At 66.0% G+C, this 18,653-nt stretch carries 15 protein-coding genes; 13 read left to right on the top strand and 2 right to left on the bottom strand.

Annotated features, from left to right (window positions below; all coding sequences use genetic code 11):
- Window positions 1-4: 4 nt before the first annotated feature.
- The 11 genes from nuoL (at window position 5) to AC07NN_RS09070 (ending at window position 12,638) form a co-directional block, all read left to right on the top strand.
- Window positions 5-2,080: an NADH-quinone oxidoreductase subunit L gene (gene nuoL, locus AC07NN_RS09120; protein WP_494639781.1), complete on the top strand. Its 2,076-nt coding sequence runs from the start codon at window positions 5-7 to the stop codon at window positions 2,078-2,080.
- A complete protein-coding gene (locus AC07NN_RS09115; RefSeq protein ID WP_494639779.1) occupies window positions 2,077-3,579 on the top strand; it encodes an NADH-quinone oxidoreductase subunit M in 1,503 nt (500 codons plus the stop codon). The genes nuoL and AC07NN_RS09115 overlap by 4 nt, the downstream gene beginning before the upstream one ends.
- Window positions 3,580-3,586: 7 nt before the next feature.
- On the top strand, window positions 3,587-5,032 hold the full coding sequence (gene nuoN / locus AC07NN_RS09110) for an NADH-quinone oxidoreductase subunit NuoN (RefSeq protein WP_494639777.1): 1,446 nt from the start codon (window positions 3,587-3,589) through the stop codon (window positions 5,030-5,032).
- The gene (locus AC07NN_RS09105) at window positions 5,019-5,774 is read left to right on the top strand and encodes a biotin--[acetyl-CoA-carboxylase] ligase (RefSeq protein WP_494639775.1); all 756 of its coding nucleotides are present in this window, start codon (window positions 5,019-5,021) and stop codon (window positions 5,772-5,774) included. Before nuoN ends, AC07NN_RS09105 begins: the two co-directional genes overlap by 14 nt.
- Window positions 5,771-6,556: a type III pantothenate kinase gene (locus tag AC07NN_RS09100; protein WP_494640060.1), complete on the top strand. Its 786-nt coding sequence runs from the start codon at window positions 5,771-5,773 to the stop codon at window positions 6,554-6,556. Before AC07NN_RS09105 ends, AC07NN_RS09100 begins: the two co-directional genes overlap by 4 nt.
- Window positions 6,556-8,235 (top strand): ribonuclease J, encoded by a 1,680-nt coding sequence (locus AC07NN_RS09095; RefSeq protein ID WP_494639773.1) that lies wholly within the window; start codon window positions 6,556-6,558, stop codon window positions 8,233-8,235. Before AC07NN_RS09100 ends, AC07NN_RS09095 begins: the two co-directional genes overlap by 1 nt.
- A 108-nt stretch (window positions 8,236-8,343) precedes the next feature.
- On the top strand, window positions 8,344-8,760 hold the full coding sequence (gene mce / locus AC07NN_RS09090) for a methylmalonyl-CoA epimerase (RefSeq protein WP_494639771.1): 417 nt from the start codon (window positions 8,344-8,346) through the stop codon (window positions 8,758-8,760).
- Window position 8,761: 1 nt separating this feature from the next.
- A complete protein-coding gene (locus tag AC07NN_RS09085; RefSeq protein WP_494639769.1) occupies window positions 8,762-9,022 on the top strand; it encodes a DUF1467 family protein in 261 nt (86 codons plus the stop codon).
- Between the two features lie 325 nt (window positions 9,023-9,347).
- Window positions 9,348-10,679, top strand: a complete 1,332-nt coding sequence (gene proS, locus AC07NN_RS09080) for a proline--tRNA ligase (protein ID WP_494639767.1) — start codon at window positions 9,348-9,350, stop codon at window positions 10,677-10,679.
- The gene (locus tag AC07NN_RS09075; RefSeq protein ID WP_494639765.1) at window positions 10,679-11,959 is read left to right on the top strand and encodes a lipoprotein-releasing ABC transporter permease subunit; all 1,281 of its coding nucleotides are present in this window, start codon (window positions 10,679-10,681) and stop codon (window positions 11,957-11,959) included. Before proS ends, AC07NN_RS09075 begins: the two co-directional genes overlap by 1 nt.
- A complete protein-coding gene (locus AC07NN_RS09070; RefSeq protein ID WP_494639763.1) occupies window positions 11,952-12,638 on the top strand; it encodes an ABC transporter ATP-binding protein in 687 nt (228 codons plus the stop codon). The genes AC07NN_RS09075 and AC07NN_RS09070 overlap by 8 nt, the downstream gene beginning before the upstream one ends.
- Before the next feature lie 12 nt (window positions 12,639-12,650).
- Here the strand turns inward: AC07NN_RS09070 and AC07NN_RS09065 are convergent, their stop codons facing one another.
- Complete coding sequence (locus tag AC07NN_RS09065; protein ID WP_494639761.1) at window positions 12,651-13,889, bottom strand: hypothetical protein; 1,239 nt, start codon at window positions 13,887-13,889, stop codon at window positions 12,651-12,653.
- 35 nt (window positions 13,890-13,924) lie between these two features.
- On the bottom strand, window positions 13,925-14,881 hold the full coding sequence (locus AC07NN_RS09060; protein ID WP_494640058.1) for a nucleoside hydrolase: 957 nt from the start codon (window positions 14,879-14,881) through the stop codon (window positions 13,925-13,927).
- 168 nt (window positions 14,882-15,049) lie between these two features.
- Between AC07NN_RS09060 and sidA the strand changes: the two genes are divergently transcribed.
- Complete coding sequence (gene sidA / locus AC07NN_RS09055) at window positions 15,050-15,139, top strand: cell division inhibitor SidA (protein WP_156136740.1); 90 nt, start codon at window positions 15,050-15,052, stop codon at window positions 15,137-15,139.
- 36 nt (window positions 15,140-15,175) lie between these two features.
- Window positions 15,176-18,607: a DNA polymerase III subunit alpha gene (gene dnaE, locus AC07NN_RS09050; protein ID WP_494639759.1), complete on the top strand. Its 3,432-nt coding sequence runs from the start codon at window positions 15,176-15,178 to the stop codon at window positions 18,605-18,607.
- Window positions 18,608-18,653: the final 46 nt, after the last annotated feature.

Here is an 18,653-nt window from a genome sequence, read left to right as displayed (position 1 = left end):
CGTCATGCAGACGCTTGTCACCATTCTCGTTTTCGCGCCGATCATCGCCGCGGCCATCGCCGGCCTGTTCGGCCGCCGCATCGGCAACGTGGCTTCGCAGTCGGTCACCACCGGCGCGCTGATCCTGGCCTGCGGCCTGTCCTGGTACACGTTCAGCCAGTGGACCTGGGGGCACATGGAGGCCTTCACGGTCAACCTGCTGCCGTTCATCCACATCGGGGACTTCCAGGCCAACTGGTCGATCCGCATCGACGCCCTGTCGGCGACCATGCTGATCGTGGTCACGACGGTCTCTGCCCTCGTGCACATCTACTCCTGGGGCTACATGGCCGAGGACGACAGCAAGCCGCGCTTCTTCGCGTACTTGTCGCTGTTCACCTTCGCCATGCTGTCGCTGGTCACCGCCGCCGACTTCATGCAGCTGTTCTTCGGCTGGGAAGGCGTGGGCCTGGCCTCGTATCTGCTGATCGGCTTCTGGTTCAAGAAGTCCACGGCGAGCGCCGCGGCCATCAAGGCGTTCGTGGTCAACCGCGTCGGCGACTTCGGTTTCGCCCTCGGCATCATGACCACCTACTGGGCGTTCGGCACGATCCAGTTCGCTGAACTCTTCCCGCAGATCGCCGCCAACGCCGGTCGCACCTGGGAGTTCGCGGGCCATACGTTCCCGTTGATGGATATCGCCTGCTTCCTGCTGTTCATCGGCGCGATGGGCAAGTCGGCGCAGTTCTTCCTGCACACCTGGCTGCCGGACGCCATGGAAGGCCCGACCCCCGTGTCGGCCCTGATCCACGCGGCCACCATGGTCACCGCCGGCGTCTACATGCTGTGCCTGCTGTCGCCGATGTTCGAATACGCCCCCGTGGCCAAGAACATCGTCACGGTGATCGGCGCGGTGACGGCCCTCTTCGCCGCCACGGTCGGCCTGACCCAGAACGACATCAAGCGCGTGATCGCCTACTCGACCTGTTCGCAGCTGGGCTACATGTTCTTCGCGGCCGGCGTCGGCGCCTACCAGGCGGCCATGTTCCACCTGTTCACGCACGCCTTCTTCAAGGCCCTGCTGTTCCTGGGCGCCGGTTCGGTGATCCACGGCATGCACCACGAGCAGGACATGCGTCGCTACGGCGCGCTGGCCAAGCTGCTGCCGGTGACCTTCATCGCCATGACGATCGGCACGATCGCCATCACGGGCCTCGGCTTCCCGCCGCTGCACCTGGGCTTCGCCGGCTTCTACTCGAAGGACACCATCATCGAAGCGGCCTTCGCGGCTGGCGGCCACAACGGCATCGCCATGTTCGCCTGGGTGATCGGCGTGCTGGTGGCCGGCCTGACTTCGTTCTACTCGTGGCGCCTGGCGTTCTTCACCTTCAACGGCACGGCACGCTGGGGTCATGACGACCACCACGCTCACGGTGACGCGCATGCTGCTCACGGTCATGACGACCATGCTCACGATGCGCATGGCCACGACGACCACGCACATGACGATCATGGCCATGGTCACGACCACAAGCCGCACGAAAGCCCGTGGGTGATGCTGTTCCCGCTGATCGTGCTGTCGCTGGGCGCCGTCGCGGCCGGCTTCGTGTTCGTCGACTACTTCGTGGGTCACCACCAGGAAGAGTTCTGGCGCGGCGCGATCTACAACGCCCCGACCAACCACGTGCTCCACCAGGCGCACGAAGTGGCCGAGTGGGTGAAGTGGAGCCCGCTGATCGCCTCGATCATCGGCCTGATCATCGCCGCCTACGTCTACCTGCTGAAGGGCAACGAGCGTCTGGGCCTGAAGCTGGCCGAGCGCCGGGGTCCGGCCTACGTCTTCTTCTACAACAAGTGGTTCTTCGACGAGCTGTACGACGCCACCTTCGTGCGTCTGGCCAAGTTCCTGGGCGACCTGTTCTGGAAGGGCGGCGACCAGAAGATCATCGACGGCCTGGGTCCCGATGGCGTCAGCGCGGTCTCGTATGAGGTCGGCAAGCGCACGGGAAAGCTCCAGACCGGTTATCTCTACCACTACGCGTTTGTCATGCTGCTCGGCGTCGCCGGCCTGCTGACCTTCGCCCTGTACGCATTCCGTTGAGGGGGACGGAGCTCATGAGCGGCCTTCTCAGCCTAACGACTTTCGCGCCCCTGGTCGGCGTCGCGGTGATCCTCGCCGCGCGCGCCCTGCACGGCGCGGGGGACAAGACCGACACCCTGGCCAAGTGGATCGCGCTCGTGACCACCCTGGTCACGTTCGGCCTGTCCATCGTCCTGACCGTCCAGTTCGATCCGAAGAACCCCGGCTTCCAGTTCGTGGAAGACGTCGCCTGGTTCGCGGGCCTGCACTACCGCATGGGCATCGACGGCATTTCGGTGCTGTTCGTTCTGCTGACCGCCTTCCTGCTGCCGATCTGTATCGTGGCCAGCTGGAAGTCGGTCGAGAAGCGCGTCGTCGAGTACCTGATCGCCTTCCTGGTCCTGGAAACCCTGGTGATCGGCGTGTTCTGCGCGCTGGACCTGATCCTGTTCTACCTCTTCTTCGAGGGCGGCCTGGTTCCGATGTTCCTGATCATCGGCATCTGGGGCGGCAAGCGCCGGGTCTATGCGGCCTACAAGTTCTTCCTCTACACGCTGCTCGGCTCGGTGCTGATGCTGGCCGCCATCCTGGCGATGATCGGCATCGCCGGCACCTCGTCGATCCCGGCGCTGATGACCTTCAAGTTCGCGCCGTGGCTCCAGACCTGGCTGTGGCTGGCCTTCTTCGCCTCGTTCGCGGTGAAGATGCCGATGTGGCCGGTGCACACCTGGCTGCCCGACGCCCACGTCGAGGCCCCGACGGCCGGTTCGGTCATCCTGGCGGGCATCCTGCTGAAGATGGGCGGTTACGGCTTCATGCGCTTCAGCCTGCCGATGTTCCCGAACGCCTCGGAGCTGTTCCAGCCCCTGGTGTTCGCGATGTCGGCCATCGCCATCGTCTACACCTCGCTGGTCGCCTTCCGTCAGACCGACATCAAGAAGCTGATCGCCTATTCGTCGGTCGCCCACATGGGCTTCGTGACCATGGGTATCTTCTCGGGCAACGCAGCGGGCGAGCAGGGCGCTCTGTTCCAGATGCTGAGCCACGGGGTGATCTCCGGCGCGCTCTTCCTTTGCGTCGGCGTCGTCTACGACCGCATGCACACCCGCGAGATCGCCTTCTACGGCGGCCTGACCAACCGGATGCCGTGGTACGCCGCGACCTTCCTGCTGTTCACCATGGGCAATGTCGGCCTGCCGGGCACCTCGGGCTTCGTCGGTGAAATCCTGACGATGACCGGCGTCTACAAGGCCTCGACCTGGACGGCGATCGTGTCGGCCACCGGCGTGATCCTGTCGGCCATGTACGCCCTGACCCTGTACCGCCGCGTGATGTTCGGCGAGATCACCAACCCGCAGCTGGCCGAGATCACCGATCTGGACAAGCGCGAGATCCTGATCTTCGCCCCGCTGATCGTGATGACCCTGGTGCTCGGCGTTTATCCCAATCTCGTGTTCAACCTGACCGCGACGTCCGTCGACGCGCTCGTCGGCGCCTGGCGCGCCGCCGTGGGCGGGTGAGGAGCCTATGACCTTTTCCGCCAACTTCTCGCTCGTCCTGCCTGAGATCGTCCTGGCGATCGCGGCGCTGGTTCTGCTGGTCGCCGGCGCCTTCCGGGGCAAGGTCGGGGCCATCTTCACCCTGGCCGCCGTCGCCTCGCTGGTCGCGGCCGCCGCCACGGCGGTGCTGGGTCCGCATGGCCACGCCTTCGGCGGCGTCTACACGGCCGACGCCGCGGCGACCTACGCCAAGGTGGCCATCTATCTATCGAGCGCCATCGCCGTGGTGCTGGGCGACCGCTGGCTGGCCCAGCGCGGCGACCAGAAGATCGAATTCGCCGTCCTGGTTGTTCTGGCCGCGCTCGGCATGGGCGTCACCGCCTCGGCCGGCGACCTGATCAGCCTCTATGTCGGCGTCGAGCTGCAGTCGCTGGCCCTGTACGTCCTGGCCGCCATGCGCCGCGACGACGCCAAGTCGTCGGAAGCGGGCCTGAAGTACTTCGTGTTGGGCGCGCTGTCGTCGGGCCTGCTGCTGTACGGCAGCTCGCTGATCTACGGCTTCACCGGCTCGACCCACTTCAGCCAGATCGCCCTGGCCGCCTCGCATGGCGGTTCGCACGGCGTGGGCCTGCTGTTCGGCCTGGTGTTCCTGATCTGCGGCCTGGCGTTCAAGGTTTCGGCCGCGCCGTTCCACATGTGGACCCCGGACGTCTATGAAGGCGCCCCGACCCCGGTCGTCGGCTTCTTCGCCGCCGCGCCGAAGCTGGCCGCCATGATGATGTTCGCGCGCGTGCTGGGCGACGCCTTCCCGGGCTCGGTCGATCAATGGCGCCAGGTTCTGGTGATCGCGGCCCTGCTGTCGGTCTTCGTCGGCGCCTTCGCGGGCCTGGCCCAGACCAACCTGAAGCGCCTGTGGGCCTATTCCTCGATCGCCAATGTCGGCTACGCCCTGCTGGGCGTCGCGGCTGGTGGCGAGGTCGGCCTGCAGTCGATGCTGGTCTTCATGACGCTCTACATGGTCGACGTGACCGGCTTCTTCGCCTGCCTGCAGGCGCTGAACCGCGACGGCAAGCCGATGGAGACGATCCAGGACATGGCCGGTCTCGTGAAGGAGCGTCCGGGCGTCGCCCTGGCCATGACGGCGTTCTCGCTGTCGGCCCTGGGCCTGCCGCCGTTCTCGGGCTTCTGGTCGAAGTTCTACGTCTTCAAGGCCGCTATCGGCACCGGCGACGTGGTCCTGCAGTGGGCCGCCGTGCTGGGTCTGGTCGGCTCGGTCGTCGCGGCGTTCTACTACCTGCGCCTGATCAAGGCGATGTGGTTCGACGCCTCGACCGGTTCGGTCGACGCCCCGTCGCCGTCGGCTCGCGCCGTCGCCTTAGCGGCCGCTCTGTTCTCGTTCCCGATCGTGCTTGTGGCCCTGGTCTGGCTGGATCCGGCCGCCAAGGCCGCCGCCGCCGCCTTTGGTCACGCGTGACGTGACGGGCGTCCCGCCCGTCGTCGTCCTCGACGAGATCGACTCCACCAACGCCGAAGCCCGTCGCCGGGCGGAGGCGGGCGAGGCCGGCCCGTTGTGGCTGGTCGGCCTGCGCCAGACCGCCGGCCGTGGCCGTCGCGGTCGCGCCTGGGAAACCGGCGAGGGCAACCTCGCCGCCACCTACCTTTTCCGCACCGACAAGCCGCCGGCCGAGGCCGCCCAGGTCTCGTTCGTCGCCGCCCTGGCCGTGGCCGACATGCTGGCCGAATACGTGCCGTCGTCCCTGATCAGCCTGAAATGGCCCAACGATCCGATGCTGGGCGGACTGAAGGTCAGCGGCATCCTCGTCGAATCCGGCGCCTCGCCGCTGGGCGGTCTCTGGATCGCCGTGGGCGTCGGCGTGAACCTCCGGCGCAAGCCGATCGACGCCGAGCGCCCGGCGACCTCCATCGCCACCTATCGCGAAAGCCCGCCGCCGCACCCGACCGAGGCTATCGAGGCCCTGGCCGGCGCGTTCGAGCGCTGGCGTCGAGCCTGGGATATGCTGGGCTTCCCCGCCATCGCCGACGCCTGGACCGCCCGCGCCCATGGCCTGGGCGAGCCGTGCACCGCCCGCCTGGGAGCCGAGACCGTCGAGGGGATCGCCGAGGGCCTGGATGGGGACGGGGCCTTGCGCCTGCGTCTCGACGACGGACGGGTCCGCCGGATCACCGCCGGCGACGTTTTCTTTGGAGCCGCCTGATGCTGCTGGCCATTGAACAGGGCAACACCAACACCATGTTCGCCATCCACGACGGCGCGTCGTGGGTGGCCCAATGGCGCTCGGCGACCGAGAGCACCCGCACCGCCGACGAGTACGTGGTCTGGCTCTCGCAGCTCCTGTCCATGCAAGGCCTGGGCTTCCGGGCCATCGACGCGGTGATCATCTCCAGCGTCGTGCCGCAGTCGATCTTCAACCTGCGCAACCTTTCCCGGCGTTACTTCAACGTCGAGCCGCTGGTGATCGGCGAGAACGCCAATCTCGGCATCGCCGTTCGCATCGAGAAGCCGTCCGAAGCCGGCGCCGACCGTCTGGTCAACGCCATCGGGGCGGGCATGGTCTACAAGGGGCCGTTGATCGTCATCGACAGCGGCACGGCCACGACGTTCGACATCGTGGGGGCCGACGGCGCCTTCGAGGGCGGGATCATTGCCCCGGGCATCAATCTTTCGATGCAGGCCCTGCACGAAGCGGCGGCCAAGTTGCCTCGGATCGCCATCCAGCGCCCCTCCGGTAACAGGATCGTGGGCACCGACACCGTGTCCGCCATGCAGTCCGGCGTCTTTTGGGGGTATATCTCCCTGATCGAAGGTCTCGTCTCGCGCATCAAGGCCGAGCGCGGCGAGCCCATGACCGTCATCGCCACCGGCGGCGTCGCCTCGCTGTTTGAGGGCGCCACCGAGAGCATCGACCACTTCGACTCCGACCTGACGATACGGGGTCTCCTCGAAATTTATCGTCGAAACACCATTTCCGAGACCTGATGAAAAAATCCAAGAACGACGAGCTCGTCTTCCTGCCGCTAGGCGGGTCGAACGAGATCGGCATGAACTTCAACCTGTACGGCTTCGGCCCGGCGCACGATCGCAAGTGGATCGTGGTCGACCTCGGCGTGACCTTTGGCGACCAGACGACGCCCGGCGTCGAGATCATCCTGCCGGACCCGACTTATATCGAGCCCTATGCCGACGACATCCTCGGCATCGTCCTGACCCACGCGCACGAAGACCACCTGGGCGCGGTGCACTGGCTATGGCCGCGCCTGAAGGCGCCGGTGTTCGCCACGCCGTTCACCGCCTTCCTGCTGCGTGAAAAGCTGCGCGACGCCGACCTGCTAGGCGAGGTCCAGATCACCGAGGTGCCGCTGGGTGGCACGTTCGAGCTGGGTCCGTTTGAGCTGGAGCTGATCACCCTCACGCACTCGATCCCCGAGCCGAACGGCCTGGCGATCAAGACGCCGCTGGGCACGATCCTGCATACCGGCGACTGGAAGATCGATCCCGAGCCCCAGCTGGGCGCCCCGACCGACGAAGCCGCCATCCGCCGCCTAGGCGACGAGGGCGTGCTGGCCATGGTCTGCGACAGCACCAATGTCTTCGTGGAAGGCGAGGCGGGATCGGAAGCTGGCGTCCGCGAGGCGCTGGGCAACCTGATCAAGAGCTTGACGGGCAAGATCGCCGTGGCTTGCTTCGCCTCGAACGTGGCGCGCATGGACACCGTGATCCGCGCGGCACAGGCCTGCGGCCGCAAGGTCAGCCTGGCCGGCCGTTCGATGCACCGCATGGCCGCCGCAGCGCGGTCGGTCGGGTTGCTGGAGGGCCTGGAGCCCTTCATCAACGACGACCAGGCCAAGCACCTGCCGGAGAACGAGGTCCTGTTCCTCTGCACCGGCAGCCAGGGCGAGGCCCGTGCGGCTCTGTCGCGCATCGCCGACGGCAGCCATCCGCATGTGAAGCTGGGGCAGGGCGATCATGTGATCTTCAGCTCGCGGGTCATCCCGGGCAACGAGATCCCGATCCGCAACCTGCAGAACAAGCTGGCCGATCGCGGCGTGCGCTTGCACACCGAGCGCGACACGCCTGGCATCCACGTCTCGGGCCACCCGTGCCGCGACGAGCTGCGCCAGATGTACGCCTGGGTTCGCCCGCAAATCGCCGTGCCGACCCACGGCGAGCGCCGTCACCTGATCGAGCACGCCGCCTTCGCCAAGGACCTGCAGGTCCCGCACGCCATTTCGCCGCGCAACGGCGACATGGTGCGTCTGGCGCCGGGCATGCCTGAGATCATCGACGAAGTGCCGGCTGGCCGTCTCTATGTCGACGGCGGCGTGGTCACACCCGAGAACGGCGACGCCCTGCGTGAGCGCCGCCATGCGGCATTCAATGGCATGCTGGCCGTGTCGATCGTCCTGGACGGCCGCAACAAGATCGTCTCTGGCCCGCAGGTTCGCGGCATCGGCCTGACAGGCGACGAGGAGTACAGCCTCGACGACGCGCTGGACGATCTCGCCGAGGAAGCCGAGGGCGCCTACAAGAAGCTCCAAGGCGACACCCGAGAGCTCGACGAAGCGATCGAGAGCGCCATCTCCCGCGCCGTGAAGAAGGCCGCGTTCCGGATCTGGGAACGCAAGCCGGTCGTCGAGACGACGGTCCTGCGCATCTAAACAGCTAGGGCGGCCGCGAAAACGCCGTGGTCGCCCTATCTTTCCGCATTGCAGCACTGGTGCTAGGCCATGAGCCAACAACCAGAAAAATGCAGCGGGAGTTCAAGGATGATCGGCAAGCTCAACCACGTCGGCGTCGCCACGCCGTCCATCGACGACTCGGTGAAGATGTACCGGGACCTGCTCGGCGCCACCTCGGTTACCGACAAGTGGGCGATGCCGGAGCAGGGCGTCTGGGTCTGCTTCGTCAACCTGCCCAACAGCCAGATCGAGCTGATCGAGCCCTATGGCGAGAACTCGCCGATCCACGGCTTCCTGGCCAAGAACCCCAAGGGCGGCCAGCACCACATCTGCTTCGAGGTCGAGAACATCTACGAAGCCCGCGATGACCTCGTGGCCAAGGGCGCGACCGTGCTGGGCGAGCCCCGCATCGGCGCCCACGGTACGCTGATCATCTTCGTTCACCCCAAGGACATGGGCGGCCTGCTGGTCGAGCTCATGGAAACGCCTAAGGACGCTCACTGACATGAGCCCGATCACCTGGTTCGCGATCTACCTAACCATCTGGTGGACGGTGCTGTTCGCCGTCCTGCCGCTGGGCTCGCGCAGTTTCTACGAGGCGGGCGTCAAGCCGCCGCCGGGCGTGGATCCGGGCGCGCCGATCAATCCGAACCTGAAGCGCAAGTTCATCACCACGACCTGGGTCTCGGCCGTCGTGTTCGTGCTGTTCTTCCTGGTCGTGCACTTTCACCTGATCACGTTGCCGGACCGTCCGATGGGCGGCTGATGCGGGCGGATGCACAAGCCTTGGGCGCGGGGTGAGCGATCTGCCCTCAAACGCCCAAGCCTTGGGCGAACCGCCCCATTGTTAGCGCTTCCCATGTGATGGCGTGCCCCAACACATGTTCGGGGCGTAAGGTGACTTCAGGAGATCGGCCTTGCCGGTCTCGTCTGTGGCGTCTTCCCCGACGATGAACTGAAAGGCCGCGCGGCGATCCGCGCGGCCTCTCTTTTTTCCACGGTGGAGCCTTACTTTAGCCTCGCGCGTTGCCAAGCTGTCGGGTGAAAGGCTATCTCGGGCCCTTCTCGAATTCCCCGGAGTTTCCACGCGCATGCGCTCGTCGCGCTATTTCCTGCCAGTGCTGAAGGAAGCACCGTCCGACGCCCAGATCGTTTCGCATCAACTGATGCTTCGCGCCGGCATGATCCGCCAGGAAGCGGCGGGCATCTATGCCTGGCTGCCGCTGGGCCTGCGCGTGCTGAACAAGATCGAGCAGATCGTCCGCGAGGAAATGGATCGCGCCGGCGCCATCGAGCTGCTGATGCCGACCATCCAGCTGGCCGAGCTGTGGCGCGAAAGCGGTCGCTATGACGACTACGGCGACGAGATGCTGCGCATCACCGACCGTCACAAGCGCGAGCTGCTGTTCGGCCCGACGGCCGAAGAGGTCGTCACCGACATCTTCCGCGCCTCGGTCAAGAGCTACAAGGACTTGCCCAAGAACCTCTACAACATCCAGTGGAAGTTCCGGGACGAGCGCCGTCCGCGTTTCGGCGTGATGCGCGGTCGCGAGTTCCTGATGAAGGACGCCTACAGCTTCGACCTCGACGCTGACGGTGCGCGCAAGTCGTACAACCGCATGTTCGTGGCCTATCTGAACCTGTTCGCGCGGATGGGCCTGAAGGCCGTACCGATGCGCGCCGACACCGGTCCGATCGGCGGCGACCTCAGCCACGAGTTCATCGTCCTGGCCGAGACGGGCGAAAGCGCCGTCTTCTGCCACAAGGACCTCGTCGAGATGCCCGCGCCCGGTCCGGACCTGGACTGGATCAACGGCGACCTGCAGCCGCTGGTGAACCAGCGCACCGCGCTCTACGCCGCGACCGAGGAGATGCACGACGAAGCCGCCTTCAACGCACTGCCGGAAGGCGACCGCCTGTCGGCGCGCGGCATCGAGGTCGGCCACATCTTCTCGTTCGGCACGAAGTATTCCGAGCCGATGAAGGCCACGGTCCAGGGACCGGACGGCCAGCAAGTCCCGGCCCAGATGGGCAGCTACGGCGTCGGCGTCTCGCGTCTGCTGGGCGCGATCATCGAAGCCAGCCACGACGAGGGCGGCATCATCTGGCCGGAAAGCGTCGCGCCGTTCGACGTCGGCATCGTCAACATGCGCCAGGGTGACGCGGCCTGCGACGCGGCCTGCGAGACGGCCTATGCCGCGCTCAAGGCCGCCGGCAAGGACGTGCTCTACGACGACACCGACGCCCGCGGCGGCGCCAAGTTCGCCACCATGGACCTGATCGGCCTGCCCTGGCAGCTGATCGTCGGTCCCAAGGGCATCGCCGAGGGCGTGGTCGAGATCAAGAACCGCAAGACCGGCGAGCGCCACACGGCCTCGCTGGAGTCGGTGCTCGAAGGCCTGACCAAGGGTAAGACCGCCTGATGCCAGACGCCCGCGCCGCCGGTCCCTTCAGTCGCTGGGAGCGCTCTGTCGCTCGCCGGTATCTGTTCGCCAAGCGCAAGAACGGCGGCGTGGCGCTCATCGCCCTGATCTCGTTCTGCGCGGTGATGCTGGCGGTCTTCGCCCTCATCACCGTGATGAGCGTCATGAACGGCTTCAGGGCCGAGCTGCTGGGCCGGATCGTCGGCTTCAACGGCCACCTCTACGCCCAGTCGCCGCTCATAAATGGCCCTGACCGGGATACCATCCTGCGCCGGATCAAGGCCGCACCGGGCGTCATCCAGGCCGCGCCGATGGTCGAGGCCCAGGCCATGGTCATCGGCCCGACCCAGGTGACCGGCGCTATCGTGCGCGGGGTCACGACCAGCGACCTGCGCCACATGTCGCTGATCGCGAGCAACATCAAGAAGGGCTCGCTGGAGGGTTTCGGCGTCGGCGAATACGGCGGTGACATCGTCCTGATCGGCGACCGCATGGCCCAGACCCTGGGCGTGCAGGTCGGCGACCCGATCACCCTGATCTCGCCCTCCGGCCCGGCCACGGCGTTCGGGACCTCGACCCGCGAGAAGAACTACATCGTCGGTGGCCTGTTCAGCGTCGGCATGAGCCAGTTCGACGAGGCCTTCGTCTACATGCCCCTGGAGCAGGCCCAACTGTTCTTCGGCCGCGACACCACGGTCGACTATGTCGAGATCAAGGTCGACGATCCCGACAAGGCCAAGGAATACAAGCACGACGTCGAGGTCGCCTCCGGCCCCGGCGCGCTGGTCAGCGATTGGCAAGACAAGAACCACAGCTACTTCACCGCCCTCCAGGTCGAACGGAAGGTGATGCGGCTGATCCTGTTCTGCATCGTGGCGATCGCCACCCTGAACATCATCTCCAGCCTGGTCATGCTGGTGAAGAACAAGGGCAAGGACATCGCCATCCTGCGCACCATGGGCGCCAGCCAGGGGGCGGTGTTGCGCATCTTCGTCATGGCCGGCGCCACGATCGGCGTGGCCGGCACCGTGTGTGGCCTGGCCCTGGGCGTGGTGTTCTGCGCCTACATCACGCCGATCCAGAACTTCGTGGAGTGGGTGACGGGCACCGCCGTGTTCAGCGCCGACGTCTACATGCTCTCGCACATCCCGGCGAAGATCGACTGGAACGAGGTCGGCGGCATCGTGGCGGTTTCGGCCCTGATGAGCGTGCTGGCGACCCTGCCGCCGGCCCTGCGCGCCTCGCGCCTCGATCCGGTGGAGGCGCTTCGCTATGAGTAGTCCTGTCCTGGCCCTGCGTGGGGTCGAGCGCGTCTACAAGACCGAAGCCGGCCCGCTGCCCGTGCTGCGCGGCGTCGATATCGACGTCTATCCGGGCGAGGTCGTCGGCCTGATCGGCCCCTCGGGCTCGGGCAAGTCCTCACTGCTGCACTCGGCCGGCCTGCTGGAGCATCCCGATGCCGGCCTGGTCGCGCTGGAGAACCGCGACTGCTCCAAGCTTTCGGAGCGTGCCCGCACGCGGATCCGTCTCGCCACGGTGGGCTTCGTCTACCAGTTCCACCACCTGCTGCCCGAGTTCACCGCGCTCGAGAACGTGGCCATGCCGCTGACGATCGCCGGTAAGAGCCGCAAGGACGCCGAGGCGCGGGCCAAGGAACTGCTCGAAGGCCTTGGCCTGGGCCATCGGCTGAATCACCAGCCGGCCCAGATGTCGGGCGGCGAGCAGCAGCGCGTGGCCATCGCCCGCGCCCTGGCCAACCATCCGAAGTTGCTGCTGGCCGATGAGCCGACAGGCAATCTCGACCCTGCGACGTCGGCGGCGGTGTTCCAGGCGCTATATCAGGTCTGTCGGGAACAGGGGGTCGCGGCCGTGATCGCCACGCACAACATGGAGCTTGCCCGCTACATGGACCGCGTCGTGGCCCTCAAGGACGGCCACCTGGAAGCCCAAAACCTCTAAAAATTTGAAGTTCTAGAACTGATGGCGGAAGGCCGTCTGCAGGACCGTCTGGTCCTGAGCGGGCGCCAGGCCCAGCCGCGCGCGGTCGCGGCGGAAGCTGTCGATGTACAGCGCCTCGAACACGATCTGGGCGTTCGGCTTCACGTCCCAGCGATAGGCGGCCATTGCCGACCAGCCGTGCTCGGCGTTGTTGTCCGTGGCCTTGTTGGTGCGATCGGTCGTCGAGAAGTGGTCGTAACGCACCGTGGCCGAGCCTGGCCCAAGCGCCCTGCTGGCCGAGACATAGGCCGCTTCGAAGCCCACATCGGCCCAGATGCCGTTGGCGTTCGAATAGCCCATCAGTGTCTCGCCGGTCATAACCTGGGCCTTCACGGCGACGGCGTCGAGGTCCAACCGCATGCCCAGGTTCCAGAAGCGCGTCTCCCACGACCATTCGCGGTTTGTGTCGACGCTGATCCGGTCGCCCTCGTTATCGTAGCGGAAGAGATCGAAGGCCAGGCGCGACGAGGGGCGCCATTCGATGCGCCCGTAATAGCCGATCCGGCCATCGATCTCCGCCAGGGGCGTCGTCGACGGTCCTTGGCGGGAGGCCATGCGCCCCGCCAGCGGCGGCAAGGGGAAGTGGCCGAACACGGGTGACTTGATGTCGTGCAGCGCCCAGCCTCGGAAGGTCAGCTCCGTGCCCGAGGTGTCGCCATTCCTGAAGCCGCCCGCCGTGAAGCTGAAGGTCTGGCCGGCCAGCGTCCGGCGGATCGTGGCCTCGACGCCGATGACCTTGGTCTCCTCGGCTACCCAGGTGTTGATCGCCGAGGGCGTGATGGTGTCGGGCACCGACCAGTCCAGGCCGTCATGCTCCAGCGAGATCGGCGGATAGAACACACCGGCCCGGGCCGAAAGGCGCAGCGAGGAACCGGGACGCGAACGGTAGGCCAGATAGCCTTCGCCGAGATCGACTAGGTGTCGCTGGCCATCCTGGCTTTCGCCGACGATCACGGCCGACAGGGTTTCGGAAAAGCGCGGGTTCCAGACGAGCGCGGCTTCACCCAGGCGCAGGCCCTGGTGGCCGTCGCCGAAGCGCGCCTTGCCGACCCGGCCGTCGATCCAGGATTTCTCGCCGTCGGCGGCCACGAGCCTTACGTCGACCAGGCCGGAGAGGGTGTCGCGGGAAAACAGGTCCACCTGCGCGCGCGCCGCACCGGCGCTCGCCATGCTCAGGCCAAGGCCCAGAACAACGAAGGCGGCTTTCCCCATGACGCCCAGTCTGCGCCCAGTCCGCTGCGATAAGGTTAAAGAAGTGCGCGCTTCATTGCGGCAAAAAAGCCCGCCTGGTTGATTTTCTTGACTACACGAGCGTTCGGCGCTCGCCGTTTCAAGGCGGGGTCGGCGATCTCAATGTCGGGCAGGATCGTGTGCGAGACGCTCAGATAGCCGCGAGTCAATTCGCCCATCGTCTCGACATCGACGACGCAGTTCTCAGCTTCCAGGATCAGGCTCTCGTCCAGGGCGATGGCGCAGGTGAGGGCGTCGGGGTGCAGGCTGCCGTCCAACCCTTCCGTCTCGCGGGCGAAGGCGAGGGAAGCGCGGTTCACGTCGGTGAAGAACCGGGCCTTCTGAGTTTCCAGCGCTTCCAGTTCCGCCAACTGCGCTGTGTTCCAGAGGCCGTCCCGCAGCGTCAGGGTCCAGGTGGCGATCGACAGATTGAAGCCAGCGTTGACGACGATCTTGGCCGCCTCCGGATCGACATAGAAGTTGTATTCGGCCGCCGGCGTGACATTGCCCACGCCGTTATCCGTACCGCCCATGACCCACAGGTGCTTGAGCGCTTTTGCGATGCGCGGCTCGCGTAGATAAGCGAGAGCGATGTTGGTCAGCGGCGCCTGGGCGATCAGGGTGATCTCGCCGGGCGCATCCATGATCCGCCGGACCAACTCGTCGACCGCATGGCCCTCCGCGGGGCGTTGAGGGGTTCTGGCGAAGCCGCTGTCGCTCATGCCGTCGCGGCCGAACACATAGGCCGCATCCAGGCGCGCGCGCGTAAAGGGGGCCTGGGCGCCCAGATAGACCGGCACGCCGGTCCGGTCGCACATCTCCAGGGTCACTAGCGCGTTCTCGGCATGCTGCACGAAGCCGACATTGCCGTGGGCGATCGTGATGGCCTCGACGGTCACGTCGGGGCGGGTAAGGGCCAGCATCAGCGAGAAAACGTCGTCGCCGGCCGTGTCGGTGTCGATGATCAGGCGCATGGGCTCGATCTGAACCGATCCGTCTGGCTTGGCCATATCGATTTTCGGCGCGGTAGGCCGCCCAGCCACTGACTCGGGCGAAGAAAATGCGGTGGAACGTCGCGGAACATCTTGTGAACAGAACAAAACCGGAATATGGAACAAAACAAGAAATCTGTGGAGGTTCCGATGATCCGTATCGCGCGTGAGTCTTTGGCCCTTGTGTCGGTCGCCAGCTTCGTCTGGATGATGTGCACGGTCGCCCAGCTGGTGGCCTGAGTCGTGTATACGGCTGTCGTGTAGCGGAGGTCGGTCATGGTGGACGGAGAAGGACAGGGTTTCGTCCATCTGCGGGTCCGCTCGGCCTATTCGCTGCTGGAAGGCGCCATCAAGGCGGACCAGATCGGCAAGCTGGTCGCTGCCGCGGGCATGCCGGCGGCGGGTATCGCCGACCGCGCCAACCTGTTCGGCGCTCTTGAATACTCGTCCTACGCCAAGGATGCGGGGGTCCAGCCGATCATCGGCTGCGCCATTCCCATCACGGGCATCGGCGGCGGACCGACCGAGCGTTGGGCGCGGGCGCCGACGATCATGCTGCTGGCCCAGAACGAGCTGGGCTATCTCAACCTCTCCGAACTCTCATCGATCGCCTATCTCGACAGCGCCGAACTGCCCGAGCCGATCGTGCCTTGGGCCAAGGTGATCGAATACAGCGAAGGCCTGATCCTGCTCTCGGGCGGCACCGACGGGCCCGTCGACGCCCTGTTCGCGGCGGGCAAGACCGCTGAAGCCACGGCGGCCCTGGCCGAGATGCAGCGGGTCTTCGGCGACCGCTTCTATGTCGAGCTGCAGCGTCATGGCTTGCCGAAGCAGGCGGCGGCCGAACCGGGTCTCGTCAATTGGGCCTATGAAAACGACGTCCCGCTGGTCGCCACCAACGACGTCTACTTCGCCAAGGAAAGCTTCTACGACGCACACGACGCGCTGCTCTGCATTTCCGACGGCTCGTTCGTCGGCCAGGACGAGCGCCGTCGTGTCACGCCCGAGCACTGGCTCAAACCGCCGGCCGACATGCGCAAGCTGTTCTCGGACCTGCCGGAAGCCTGCGAGAACACCCTCGATATCGCTCGTCGTTGCGCCTTCATGGTGCACAAGCGCGACCCCATCCTGCCCAGCTTCCCGACCGGTGATGGCCGGAACGAAGGTGAAGAACTGACGCACCAGGCCCGCGAAGGCCTGAAGATGCGCCTTGAGGGCCTGGAGTTGGCCGCGCCCGAGGAGGAGTACTGGAAGCGGCTCGATTTCGAGCTCGACATCATCAAGAAGATGGGGTTCCCGGGCTACTTCCTGATCGTGTCGGACTTCATCAAATGGGGTAAGGCGCACGGTATTCCGGTCGGCCCGGGGCGGGGTTCGGGCGCGGGTTCGCTGGTCGCCTGGGTGCTGACCATCACCGACCTCGACCCGCTGCGCTTTGGCCTGCTGTTCGAGCGCTTCCTCAATCCCGAGCGGGTCTCGATGCCCGACTTCGACGTCGACTTCTGCCAGGAGCGACGCGAAGAGGTGATCTCCTACGTGCAGGAGAAGTACGGCCGCGACCGCGTGGCCCAGATCATCACCTTCGGTTCGCTGCAGGCGCGGGCCGTGCTGCGCGACGTCGGCCGGGTGATGCAGCTTCCGCTGGGCCTGGTCGACCGTCTCTGCAAGATGGTGCCCAACAACCCGGCCGCGCCGGTGACCTTGGCCCAGGCCATCGACCTTGAGCCACGCCTCAAGCAGGCCAAGAAGGAAGACGCCAACGTCTCGGCCTGTCTGGACGTGGCCCTGCAGCTGGAAGGCCTGTTCCGCAACGCCTCGACCCACGCCGCCGGCGTGGTGATCGGCGACCGGCCCCTGACCCAACTGACTCCGCTCTACAAGGATCCGCGCTCGGACCTGCCGGCCACCCAGTTCAACATGAAATGGGTCGAGAGCGCCGGCCTGGTGAAGTTCGACTTCCTGGGCCTCAAGACCCTGACGGTGCTTGATCGCGCCGTGAAACACCTGAAGAAACGCGGCATGGAGGTCGATCTCGGCCGCCTGTCGTTCGACGACACCAAGAGCTACGAACTGCTCGCCTCGGGTCAGACGGTCGGGGTGTTCCAGCTCGAAAGCCAGGGCATGCGCGACACCCTGCGCAAGATGCGCTGCGGGTCGATCGAGGAAATCACCGCGCTGATCTCGCTCTATCGCCCGGGCCCGATGGATAACATCGACACCTTCGTCGACTGTAAGTTCGGCCGAAAGCCCGTCGACACCCTGCACCCCTCGCTGGAGGCGGTGCTGAAGGAGACCTACGGCGTCATCGTCTACCAGGAGCAGGTGATGCAGATCGCCCAGATCCTGGCGGGTTACAGCCTGGGTGAGGCCGACCTTCTGCGTCGCGCCATGGGTAAGAAGAAGAAGGAGGAGATGGATCTTCAGAAGATCCGTTTCGTTTCCGGCGCCAAGGAAAAGAACGTCCCCGAGGAGCAGTCGGGCTCGATCTTCGAACTGGTGGCCAAGTTCGCGGGCTACGGTTTCAACAAGTCGCACGCCGCTGCCTACGCCTTCATCTCGTACCAAACCGCCTGGCTGAAGGCGAACACGCCGGTTGAGTTCTTCGCCGCCTCGATGAGCCTGGATCTGTCAAACACCGACAAGCTGGCCGTCTTCCACCAGGACGCCCGCAAGTTCGACGTCACGGTGCGAGCGCCGGACGTCAACATGTCGGGCGCGGACTTCGAGGTGGAGAACGGCGAGGTGCTGTACGCCCTCGGCGCCATCCGCAACGTCGGCCTGGAGGCCATGAAGCACCTGGTCGCCATCCGCGAAGAGGGCGGGCCGTTCCGCGACATCTTCGACTTCGTCGAGCGGATCGATCCCAAGCAGGTCAACAAGCGCGCCATCGAAAACCTGGCCCGGGCCGGGGCCTTCGACCAGATTCACAAGAACCGCGCCCAGATCGTGGCCTCGGCCGATGTGCTGATCGCCCATGCCCAGAGCTGCCATGCCGACCGGCAGGGCGGGCAGGGCGGTCTGTTCGGTTCGGACCCGGGGGCGGGCCGTCCGCGCCTGGCCAAGACCGAGAACTGGAACCAGGTCGATCTGCTGGACGAGGAACTCTCGGCCGTCGGCTTCTACCTGACCGGTCACCCGCTGGAGGACGTGGTCGGCATGCTGCGCCGGCGCCGTACCGCCATGCTGACCGAAGCCATGGCCCAGGCCGAGGCCGGCATGGAGGCCCTGCGCATGTGCGGCGTCGTCCGTCGCCGCCAGGAACGCGCCTCGCAGAGCGGAGAGAAGTTCGCCTTCGTTTCGCTGTCGGATCCGACCGGCGAGTACGAGGTGCTGTTCCCGCCGGAGAGCTTGCGCAAGTGCCGTGACGTGCTTGAACCCGGCAAGGCCGTGGTCATCAAGGTCCGCGCCAAGGCGCGCGATGGTGAGGTCCGCTTCTTCGGCGATGACGCCGAGCCGATCGAGAAGGCCATCGAAAACGTTGTGGCCGGCCTGCGCGTGCACCTGTCGCCATCGGCGACCGAGATCGAAGCGCTCCGGCGCCGCCTCGAACCCGCCCAGGGACAGAAGGGCGGCGAAGTGACCTTCGTCGCCGCGATCGGCGGAGGCCGCGAGATCGAGCTGCGCCTGCCAGGTCGCTACACCCTCGACGCCGCCTTGCGAGGCGCGTTGAAGACCGCGCCAGGCGTCGCGCTGCTGGAGGATGTGTAGGAATATTTTCCTATTCCACTGGGTCCGCACAGACCACGACGGGGCG

It is taken from the genome of Caulobacter sp. GW821-FHT09H08 (genome assembly GCF_059415885.1).
This window is presented reverse-complemented; position numbering and strand designations above follow the sequence as displayed.

Excerpts from the sequence above, each read along its gene's own strand:
- nuoL (WP_494639781.1), top strand. The coding sequence starts at position 5 with ATGCAGACGCTTGTCACCATTCTCGTTTTCGCGCCGATCATCGCCGCG.
- nuoN (WP_494639777.1), top strand. The coding sequence starts at position 3,587 with ATGACCTTTTCCGCCAACTTCTCGCTCGTCCTGCCTGAGATCGTCCTG.
- AC07NN_RS09095 (WP_494639773.1), top strand. The coding sequence starts at position 6,556 with ATGAAAAAATCCAAGAACGACGAGCTCGTCTTCCTGCCGCTAGGCGGG.
- mce (WP_494639771.1), top strand. The coding sequence starts at position 8,344 with ATGATCGGCAAGCTCAACCACGTCGGCGTCGCCACGCCGTCCATCGAC.
- AC07NN_RS09085 (WP_494639769.1), top strand. The coding sequence starts at position 8,762 with ATGAGCCCGATCACCTGGTTCGCGATCTACCTAACCATCTGGTGGACG.
- proS (WP_494639767.1), top strand. The coding sequence starts at position 9,348 with ATGCGCTCGTCGCGCTATTTCCTGCCAGTGCTGAAGGAAGCACCGTCC.
- AC07NN_RS09075 (WP_494639765.1), top strand. The coding sequence starts at position 10,679 with ATGCCAGACGCCCGCGCCGCCGGTCCCTTCAGTCGCTGGGAGCGCTCT.
- AC07NN_RS09070 (WP_494639763.1), top strand. The coding sequence starts at position 11,952 with ATGAGTAGTCCTGTCCTGGCCCTGCGTGGGGTCGAGCGCGTCTACAAG.
- AC07NN_RS09065 (WP_494639761.1), bottom strand. The coding sequence starts at position 13,889 with ATGGGGAAAGCCGCCTTCGTTGTTCTGGGCCTTGGCCTGAGCATGGCG.
- AC07NN_RS09060 (WP_494640058.1), bottom strand. The coding sequence starts at position 14,881 with ATGCGCCTGATCATCGACACCGACACGGCCGGCGACGACGTTTTCTCG.
- sidA (WP_156136740.1), top strand. The coding sequence starts at position 15,050 with ATGATCCGTATCGCGCGTGAGTCTTTGGCCCTTGTGTCGGTCGCCAGC.
- dnaE (WP_494639759.1), top strand. The coding sequence starts at position 15,176 with ATGGTGGACGGAGAAGGACAGGGTTTCGTCCATCTGCGGGTCCGCTCG.